This is a genomic window from Limosilactobacillus mucosae, from assembly GCF_046939755.1.
Taxonomy (GTDB): domain Bacteria; phylum Bacillota; class Bacilli; order Lactobacillales; family Lactobacillaceae; genus Limosilactobacillus; species Limosilactobacillus mucosae_A.
In genome coordinates, this window is the sequence record NZ_JBKZAY010000116.1 from 1 (window position 1) to 309 (window position 309).

At 47.6% G+C, this 309-nt stretch carries 1 protein-coding gene; it reads left to right on the forward strand.

Translation table 11 applies throughout. The annotated features are described in order from the left end of the window. Window positions 1-309, forward strand: a 309-nt coding sequence (locus ACLUWI_RS10435) for an IS66 family transposase zinc-finger binding domain-containing protein (protein WP_412147253.1), incomplete at both ends; no start/stop codon positions are given.

Below are 309 nucleotides of genomic sequence, written 5' to 3' on the forward strand. Positions count from 1 at the left end.
CCTGATAACCACGAATCTTCAGGTGCGGCGGTAAAAAAGCGAGAACCCAGTCGTCACCCTAAGCCAAAGCAAAGCAACAGCCGGAAAGAAAATCTAGACTGTCTGCCACAAGAAGACTGTGAATACGATCTGGATGATAAAACTTGTCCTGACTGTCATCAAGAAATGAAGCAGATTGGCCGCCGATTGGCAAGCCGAGAAGCAGTATACGTTCCAGCACATACTGTCTGCAGGAACGTTTATGCGAAGACATACAAGTGTCAGCATTGTCATCCAAACGGTGGCGATAAGCTGGTTACCGCTAAGACA